The organism is Loktanella sp. D2R18, assembly GCF_003318235.1.
In the GTDB taxonomy this organism is placed as follows: domain Bacteria; phylum Pseudomonadota; class Alphaproteobacteria; order Rhodobacterales; family Rhodobacteraceae; genus Yoonia.
On sequence record NZ_QOCG01000001.1, the window covers coordinates 1 to 8,397 of the forward strand.

9 protein-coding genes and 1 pseudogene are annotated in these 8,397 nt (G+C 49.1%); 7 read left to right on the forward strand and 3 right to left on the reverse strand.

The window, feature by feature from the left end; all coding sequences use genetic code 11:
* Nucleotides 1-399: pseudogene (locus DS901_RS18615) on the forward strand (hypothetical protein); the annotation flags it as partial.
* Nucleotides 392-1,009, forward strand: a complete 618-nt coding sequence (locus DS901_RS00010; RefSeq protein WP_181820689.1) for an SMI1/KNR4 family protein — start codon at nt 392-394, stop codon at nt 1,007-1,009. The pseudogene DS901_RS18615 and the gene DS901_RS00010, both read left to right, overlap by 8 nt.
* A gap of 151 nt (nt 1,010-1,160) precedes the next feature.
* On the opposite strand, the gene DS901_RS19100 is transcribed toward DS901_RS00010, so the two are convergent.
* Nucleotides 1,161-1,493 carry a DUF6966 domain-containing protein gene (locus tag DS901_RS19100; protein WP_113774885.1) on the reverse strand — a complete coding sequence of 111 codons (333 nt, stop codon included), beginning with the start codon at nt 1,491-1,493 and terminating at the stop codon, nt 1,161-1,163.
* A gap of 282 nt (nt 1,494-1,775) precedes the next feature.
* On the opposite strand from DS901_RS19100, the gene DS901_RS00020 reads away from it, so the two are divergent.
* Nucleotides 1,776-2,183, forward strand: coding sequence for a hypothetical protein (locus tag DS901_RS00020; protein WP_113774886.1), 408 nt, complete (start codon nt 1,776-1,778; stop codon nt 2,181-2,183).
* Nucleotides 2,184-2,784: 601 nt separating this feature from the next.
* Here DS901_RS00020 and DS901_RS00025 read toward each other — a convergent pair.
* Complete coding sequence (locus DS901_RS00025) at nt 2,785-3,207, reverse strand: hypothetical protein (RefSeq protein WP_113774887.1); 423 nt, start codon at nt 3,205-3,207, stop codon at nt 2,785-2,787.
* A 322-nt stretch (nt 3,208-3,529) separates the two neighbouring features.
* On the opposite strand from DS901_RS00025, the gene DS901_RS00035 reads away from it, so the two are divergent.
* A complete protein-coding gene (locus tag DS901_RS00035) occupies nt 3,530-4,015 on the forward strand; it encodes a hypothetical protein (RefSeq protein WP_147249813.1) in 486 nt (161 codons plus the stop codon).
* Nucleotides 4,016-4,217: 202 nt separating this feature from the next.
* On the opposite strand, the gene DS901_RS00040 is transcribed toward DS901_RS00035, so the two are convergent.
* Nucleotides 4,218-4,769 (reverse strand): ankyrin repeat domain-containing protein, encoded by a 552-nt coding sequence (locus tag DS901_RS00040; protein ID WP_181820690.1) that lies wholly within the window; start codon nt 4,767-4,769, stop codon nt 4,218-4,220.
* A gap of 232 nt (nt 4,770-5,001) precedes the next feature.
* Here DS901_RS00040 and DS901_RS00050 point away from each other — a divergent pair, with 232 nt between their 5' ends.
* The 3 genes from DS901_RS00050 (at nt 5,002) to DS901_RS00060 (ending at nt 8,093) form a co-directional block, all read left to right on the forward strand.
* A complete protein-coding gene (locus DS901_RS00050) occupies nt 5,002-5,190 on the forward strand; it encodes a hypothetical protein (RefSeq protein WP_258546605.1) in 189 nt (62 codons plus the stop codon).
* Between the two features lie 153 nt (nt 5,191-5,343).
* Complete coding sequence (locus tag DS901_RS00055) at nt 5,344-6,546, forward strand: tetratricopeptide repeat protein (protein ID WP_113774892.1); 1,203 nt, start codon at nt 5,344-5,346, stop codon at nt 6,544-6,546.
* Between the two features lie 71 nt (nt 6,547-6,617).
* Nucleotides 6,618-8,093 carry a leucine-rich repeat domain-containing protein gene (locus DS901_RS00060; RefSeq protein WP_113774893.1) on the forward strand — a complete coding sequence of 492 codons (1,476 nt, stop codon included), beginning with the start codon at nt 6,618-6,620 and terminating at the stop codon, nt 8,091-8,093.
* The last annotated feature ends 304 nt before the right edge of the window (nt 8,094-8,397 follow it).

Sequence of the window (8,397 nt, forward strand, 5' to 3'; positions counted from 1 at the left end):
GAAGGCTGCGGTGGTCAGCGTATGGCTTTGACCATTGTAGAGCATGCGCGCGCCGGCACGCTGCCAGAGTGGCGGGTGGAGACATCGGTGATCCCGCGCGAATGGGTATCCAACCAACATGGCCACATGGCTAAAACAGCAAATTCCTCAGAGTTGTTCGGTGCGGGTTGGCCTGCGCAGGAGCGGGTCAATCGCAAGGGCGTCCGGGTGGCGGAGCCTGTGATGTACTGCCCAATCATTGTGCGCGGCGGTGCGGCTCAAATGGCAGCGCGTCGGCGTCATTGGTTGCTGTTCCGGTCGGCACTGCTGGAACTGCGGACAACGTTTCAGATTGGGAACGATCTGACGTCCTGGGTTGTTGATGACCGGTTGCCACCGTTGCGGCCGTGGGATGAATGAGTTTTCCATCTTCGATGTCTGCTATGCGGACTTTTCGGACCTTGGTAAGTTGTTTATGATCGCGCAAATGAAACTAGGGTTAGATGAAATGGACACTATCAACGACCTTGTAAAAGATGCGCAACACGTGGGGCCAGATTACTTCGACAGCGCGCAAGAGCAAGACAACGAGTCGTCATATTTTGTCGCTGGACCAGTTCAAGAACATCTCATTCTCGCTGCGGAACAGAAACTTGGTGTCGCTTTTCCAGAAGAATACCGTAAGTTTATCGCGTCACATGGAGCAATGCTTGGCAATGGGTATGAGTTGTTTGGGCTAACACCGGACGCCGATGATAAGACTGGTTTTTTCCGTGATATCGTTCGAGAGACTATGCAAAGTCCCGCAAATGCATCTGCAAGTTCTAGTCCAAGATATATTGCTATTTCGGCAGATGGAATGGGAACCGATTTCTTGATCGATACGCAAGCAAGCCTAGAATTGAGGATTGTGGCAAATGGGCCGGGCGTCGACTGCGTTGCTATAGCAAACACTCTTGATGAATTTTGGCAAAATATGATGTTAGACACTTATGCATCTCGATTGAATGCATTGGCGTTCAACGGTTAGGCTAGACGTTAGCTGCATTGCAGAAAGCAGGTTAAGAAGGGCTCATAGCCGACATTCGCTGCATCTGCATCCAGATCGGGACATGAAAAACGCCGTAGATGTCTGCTAAGCGGACGAAGCCGCCGCACATAAAGTTTTTATCAATGTCAGCTTAGTGCTTAAGTGTCTCTCTATGTTCGAAAATTAGGTCGATCTCAGAATCGAACAGACTCTTGCTTGAGAGACTTATTGCTAGATCACGCGCTTCCGTATCGGCTTTCCAACCGTCAGCGCCAAGCGGTGCCCAGTCGTTGAAGCTTCCCATACCCCCGTGTGCAGACAAAAAGAACCGGACACCTGCAAGGTCCCTGCGCTTTATATACTTCAGCGCCACTCGCATCCAGTTGGTCCAATGCGTAGGAGGAGTATTTGATTTCAGATCACTTAAGATGACTTCAAGCAAACGTTCTAGCTTTACGAACTTGGCCTCATAACTGTCCTGCACGTTTTACTCCAGTCGTCTGCAAATTTCATTGAACTCGCGAAGCCTGTTATAAACTCACTGCTGAACTTCTGTTCAAGCTTGACCCGCGTTAGTTCCTTGCAGACTTTGGCTGCGTTGCAGAAATTGGTCAATACGGGCTCATTGCCGACTTTCGCCGCACCGGCATCCAGATCGGGACATAAAAAACGTCGTCTATGTTTGCTAAGCGGACTTTCCGGACCTTGCCAATACCGCTATTCGTCGTCAGAGTTTTGACAGAAAGCACTTTTATATGGATGGTTCATGAAACGGAAAATGGCAGTAGCAGCTGCATCTGTGGGGATTTTGATCATCGGGATAATGGCAATGTTGGATTTGATTTCTAATCCCTCGGCCGATTTCTCCTACCCAACGAATGACGGTGAACTGATCATGACTTATCGTTGCAACGTACTGGACACTGCGGAGGCAACGGATGCCAACGCACGGGCCGCCCACGCTTTTTTTGAGCCCGCTGTAAATGAAATCAGTCGTCAGCAGGCCATCGCCATGATCACGAGTATGGACACGAACCGTGCGTCCTCGGCGATTGTGCCGGAGTTGGAGCAAACAAACTTAAGTGCTGACGCTCTGCGTAAAGTTGCCGCTGATGAGATGCAAAATCGCTTTGACTGTAAATACAAAGGTAGTGCTCTGCACGAAACAAATTGACAGTTGCTAATGGGTAATTTGGGCTCGAAGCCGCCTTTCGCTGCACCCGCATCCAGATTGACGTACAAAAAACACCGTCGATGTCTGCTATGCGGAATTTGTTACCGTTTAGTCAATTTCAGAAACGTTGTAGTCAATCAAAGAAGGGCCTACGTCTGACCCATGTATTCCTTGTTTCATATCTATAATTTTGTTTCGAACAAGATCGCTTCAACGTTTGTTTGGAGAACGATAACGAAATCAATTTTTCGATGTATCGTTAGCATCTTAGTCCTAGTCTCGGTCTTTGTTATAGCTGCTGGACAAGCTCCAAACACAACATTCTGGAAGTCTCTGGTCTTGGTTGCTTGGCTGATCGTTCTGCCACTGTTGCTAGCTTTAGCGAGCGTCGTGGGTCGAAAACTATCAGGTAGTCTGGGCTCGTAGCCGACATTCGCTGCGCCTGCATCCAGATCGGGACATGAAAAACGCCGTAGATGTCCGGTGTGGGGAAAACCCGCCTTTCAAATTGTTGCATTGAAGGTCTACTTAGGACCAAAGGCCCGCAATTCGCCGGGGTCACAGTCAAAACGGCGTTAGTTGTTCGTCTGTCAGATTTAGGTCAAGCTGCCAATGTTGCCAGTAGAGCATCAAGTGTTTCTTCTGGCTGACCCAAAAGGGCAAGCGCCTCGGATTCAGAATCTTGGACCAGCGGTACAACAGAACCTATGTCAATCCAGGACCGCACGAACATAGCACTCAAGGCCCGACTAGTGTCGGTAGGGGCGATGTATGCGACGAGCGATTGCAAATCAGAGCGAACTAGCCGTTCAGTTTTTTGAGCCTGCATACCCATAAACTGAACATAGTTTTTTTCGAAACCAGTCACCTCAGTCATGTTAACCAGTTGTTTTTGGCCCGCAACATACTCTGGATGCGAAACATAGGCTTCTGTTGCCGCCAATGTATCGTTGACGGTGGCGTAGCCAGAGTATCGAACGACAACTAGGCCGCGCTTCGGAAGGATATTAAATTCTACTGGCATAACTTTTATAGATATATTTGGCTGCCGCCATTGTATGCGTCACCTATCGCTGTTCAATAAAACAAAATTAAGACCTATTGCAGACCTTAATGTGCAGCGCAGCATTGGGCGTTTTGGGCTCGAAGCCGACTTTCGCCGCACGTGCATCCAGATCGGGACATAGAAAACGCCGTCGATGTCTTCTGTGCAGAACTTTGAGGACTTTGGGGGCATCCGCACCACTGCTGGCTTTGCTGTTTCGCCATCCATGAAATCTGAAGCCACTTGATAGTCTGGCACGTCGATAATTGCCACTTGACCGAATGACATGCGCTTGCTTGTAATGTCAAAACTGATCGAGGTCGCCATGGCTAGCAAATCGCGAAAACTCCGGAAGTCTTTCAAGTTGATTCTTGAACCTGCCATGGCCGAGGCGGGCTATGTTGTAGATTGTCCAAATTTCCGACGTGATCGCGGAGATACGCTTGATGTCGTGGATATTCAGTTCTGGAAGGAGGGAGGTGCCTTCATCCTAAATGTGGCCCGCTATGTTGGTCCCCTTGAAGGACTGAATGGTTTTTCGGTTCCCCGCGACAGAATTGAAATAGGGATGCTTCCAGCACTGAGACAAGACCGCATTGGCCCTACCAAATCCAAACGGATGGAAAAGCTTGTTGGCTGGTACAAGTTTGACGATATCTGGGACGACCAAGATTCGCTGGATAAACTGAGCGAGGAAGTTGTTGGCCTGCTGCCTCAGCTTGAGGCATGGTTGGAGGACGGCAGTATGACGCCCAACATTTCGCCGGAAAGCTCCACCTATCCTTGAAATCCTGACAGCAAAGTCATGTCTTTGGCCTAAATGTCGAAGAGTTGACACAACAGACGTTCTTCGAAAGCGCAGCATCCGGTTAAATCGGCTCTTAGCCGCCATTCGCTGCATCTGCATCCAGATCGGGACATAAAAACACAGTCGATGACCGCTATTTGGACCTTTTCGGACCTTTGATGTCTCAAATCTAACGTCCGCTTCACAATGCACCAGCCTTCATGAACAGATGGGTCAACTCATGCGCACCATTCGACTGCGCAATATCGAGTGCAGTGCGACCAGCCTGATCTCGATTTGCAAGTTCTGCACCTGCTTTTATTAATACCATCGCAATAGGCAAGCTATGTTGAGGTTGTTCAGCGATACTCATAAGCGGTGTAAGACCGCGCAAATCTGTAGCGTTAACATCCGCTCCGTTTGCGATGAGTTTCAGGCCAGCGTCTTCATCGATGACAGTGTGTAGCGGCGTAACCCCACCCTTGTTCCGGGACATAACATCCGCACCATGCGATAAAAGTAGATCAAGAATTTCGTCAGCAGCGCAAGTGTTAAGGAGATGAATAGCTTGTGTTCCGTCTTGTTTAGCGGTTACAGCCAGCATTGGATCAACTTCAAGCATCTCAGTTACAAGGTCAACTTGCCCTTCAAATACAGCTTCATGAAAACTCGGGGTGAGTTTTTTTCGGGCCATGTATTTCTGGGCTTTTCTGAGCAAAACTGTCCCCAACTCATTGGTTAAGACCACTACCACCTATAGGCTGTGCCTCCAGTTCGCAATCTGTTCAATTTCCCAAAACGGACTTTAGCTGCGGCACAGAGATTCAGTAAAAAAGGCTCTTAGCAGACTTTCGCCGCACCTGCATCCAGATCGAGACATAAAAAACGCCGTCGATGTCTGCTAAGCGGACTTTGTTGCCGTTCACTGCGGCTGCGCCAATGTCCGCTTTATAAAAATTCCGCAGGACTATTGCCAGCGAAACGAAGTGCGGCCCAAGCGCCACCTTGACGGTGATCACCCGGACATGCCCGAGATCGCGAAAGGAATGCTTGGTATCCAGTGCTATCAGTTCATCGGTTTGAACGAGCGCACCGAAGGCTACTCAAAGATGATCGAACAACATGCTCCGCTTCCCATATCGGACGACAGCAACAATCGGTTTACAAATGGCTGAGAAAGAACGGCCGCTTTTGACAGGACTGCAAACAACTCGCTTCATGCTGACAAAACTCGACTTGACCGCATTATCCATCTGCGTTTTACACCATACCAAGTCATTAAGGCAGGCCCCTAGTTGCAAGTATTCAAATCGATCGTTGTTGGGCTAATGTTATGGAACCCGGCCGCGACCCATGCACAGGAATTTGCCGACATACTTGAGGCAGATCAAGCTGGCGACTATTCAGACGCGATCGACATGTTATCCCTGCTGGCCGAGCAAGGTGACCCACGTGCGCAAAACAAGCTGGGTACTATGTACCTAGCTCGTTACGGGGGGGGGGCGGAAATTGACGAGGCGGTGCATTGGTTTCAGATGGCTGCAGAACAAGGATTTGCTGAGGCACAATCAAACCTCGGATTCATTTACGAAACAGGTCGAGGTGTTACGCCGGATTTAGCCGAAGCTGAGCGTTGGTTCCGCTTGGCTGCAGAGCAGGGCGATATGAGAGCTCAGGCCAACCTCGGCTTTATTTATGAAAATGGCAGGGGTGTTCCGCAGGACGACTTAGAAGCGGCGAAATGGTTTCAAATGGCGGCGGAACTAGGTGATGCATATGCGCAATCTGGTCTGAAAGTACTTTACGAAACCGGCAGGGTCCCCCTGCATTCTGGTTCTGAAGCGTTACCCGTCGCAGGCATTGATTGGTCAGATGTCGACGCTGACACCAAGGCGAGCCTTGATGCCGCGTTGTCGGAGAATGATTTGTTTCGAGCTGCGAACGAACTACCCGGTGGTTATCTGTGGGAGGGCTTCGGGGAAGGTTGTGGCCTGTCATCTCGTGAACAAGAAATCATACAGTCACTCGTCTATCTTCGCGCCGACGTCATTCCCGTCGTTTATCAAGGTTCCTATGGCACTCACCGCCATCTCAAACCTGTGTTTGAAGGCAATTTTTTAGAAGCGGCTCATTACATACTTTTCGATCGTGCTGATCTGGTCGGACGTTATAGGCTAGCAACAATTGTTTTCAACTTTTATCGTCAGCAAATTGACGAAATTCCAAACCGCGACGAAGTTCTAGCGGAGATCGCCCTACAGTTTTCTGCCCCTCGCCCCTTGCTCGATCAAGTGGACGAAAATGGGTTTGAATTGGATCCCTTATCAATCGCATTGTCTAAGCTCAACTTAGAGTCCTACCCGAATGCTTGTTTGAGAGCGCGGAGCGATAACGACAGTCTAAGTCTTGAGGACTGGGTGATCTCTTTTTGGGTGCGCCGGTCTGTTGAAGGGCACTATGATTTTGCCAGACAAGTCGTCCTGATGTTACATAGTGAAGGCCGGAATGCAGCTGATATTTCAGGCGAATAGCCAACGACCACAGCTATCCGAAAGAACTGAGCTCACTTCGATAGTCAAAGGTGAGACATCAAGGAAAACCAATGTATAAATTCATTCTGTCTCTGACTGCATTCGTTGCGTCGACGTGTGGGGCCGTCGCTGACACCATGCAGGATCCCCTTCTACCCGCCAACACCGACGCGTTCATATGTAATCAAAATTCTAATCACACACGTTTGCTTAGATCGGGAAATGACAGTGGTCCGTTAGTCAAGGCGGAGATGCCCAATAATTTGCCAGTAAGAATAAGTTATGGCTTTATCGACGATGAAGGTCAGGCACATTATTCAGTCGTGATAGATAATAGCATCGATGATACGCTTGCCTATGGAATGGTTCATCATACGGTGGTAGAGGCGACCTGTGATCTCGCCGCCGTGCGTAATCCTTTGCTTGCTCCGCTTGCTGACCGGTTGGCCGCCGACAACCCGACCCTCGATGCCTATGATATCGAAAGCATCAATGCAGCGTTCGATGGCGAAAAGTTGAACCTCAGATCTGTTCACGGGATTCGTGATCTCTCTGCCTTACGGGATGAACCCCTCACACATCTTGACCTAAGTTATACTGACGTTGTCGATGTCCGCCCGCTGTCTGGCATGACATCTTTGATCAGCCTTAGCTTGTACCAAACGGGCGTAAGTGATCTATCCCCCTTATCCCAACTAACGGGTCTAAGAACGCTGACGCTTTATGGGACGAACGTCACAAGTCTGCATGCTATCGCGGCACTTACAAATCTGCAGGAACTTTATCTGACCGACAGCCAGGTATCGGATATTTCCAGCATCGCTGGGTTCACTCAGCTGAAATACCTGTCACTCAGTCGCACGATTGTATCAGATTACAGTCCGCTCTCGGGTTTGAAAAACCTGAGGTATCTTCGGGTCGATTACAACGATAATTTCGATATTAGTTTCGCTGCTGAATTAACGTCGCTTGAAACATTTTCTATGTCCCGTCAAAGCACCCCCGAGACAGCGCGCGTTGTAGGGATTACTGACATCTCTGCTTTGCGCGCCTTAACAAAACTACGGCAATTGGAATTGTCGAACCAATCGGTAAACGATATTTCGGTTCTTCAAAACATGCCGGATTTGGAAGTCCTTTCGTTAAGCGGAAATCGGATTTCTGACATTACAGCGTTATCTCAAATGAACGCGCTTACAAGGCTAACGCTCGGACACAATGCGGTTAGCGATATCTCTCCGCTGGCCAACTTAACATCTCTTGAAACTCTGGGCTTGGGGGGCAATCCTGTCTCAGACATATTTCCACTTGCGCGTTTAACATCTCTCAAGTGGCTCTTTTTGGATGATACCCCGATTGAGGATTTCACTCCTCTGTCCAACCATGAAAACCTTGTTCAGCTCATCGTTTCGGATACTGAATTTCGCGACTTATCAATTGTGTCAGACCTTCCTAATCTGTCGAGGTTGACGATGGTCGACACGCCGGATCAGGACATTGTCGCAATCAATCGATTGATTGAGGAAGGAATGCATGTCAGTCATTAAGTATCTGAAGTCAGAGCAAAATTTAACTCTTCTCGGATAACTATTCCTTTGGCGTGCACTACAAAAATCGGCGCCTGCAGTGGTCGTTAACAGTTCTATACGGACAAAAGCAGACATCAAAGCTTGTTGCTGCAATTCTCACAACTGTTGAGGTAATCTCGGTGGTGAGAACCGGGAAGCGGACTTTCGCCGCTGTGCAGAAAATTGAACACAAGGGCTCATAGCTGACTTTCGCTGCACCCGCATCCAGATTGACGCACAAAAAACACCGTCGATGTCTGCTGTGCGGACTTTCCCGACTTTC

Excerpts from the sequence above, each read along its gene's own strand:
- DS901_RS00025 (WP_113774887.1), bottom strand. The coding sequence starts at position 3,207 with ATGCCAGTAGAATTTAATATCCTTCCGAAGCGCGGCCTAGTTGTCGTT.
- DS901_RS00055 (WP_113774892.1), top strand. The coding sequence starts at position 5,344 with ATGTTATGGAACCCGGCCGCGACCCATGCACAGGAATTTGCCGACATA.
- DS901_RS00010 (WP_181820689.1), top strand. The coding sequence starts at position 392 with ATGAATGAGTTTTCCATCTTCGATGTCTGCTATGCGGACTTTTCGGAC.
- DS901_RS00060 (WP_113774893.1), top strand. The coding sequence starts at position 6,618 with ATGTATAAATTCATTCTGTCTCTGACTGCATTCGTTGCGTCGACGTGT.
- DS901_RS00020 (WP_113774886.1), top strand. The coding sequence starts at position 1,776 with ATGAAACGGAAAATGGCAGTAGCAGCTGCATCTGTGGGGATTTTGATC.
- DS901_RS00035 (WP_147249813.1), top strand. The coding sequence starts at position 3,530 with ATGTCAAAACTGATCGAGGTCGCCATGGCTAGCAAATCGCGAAAACTC.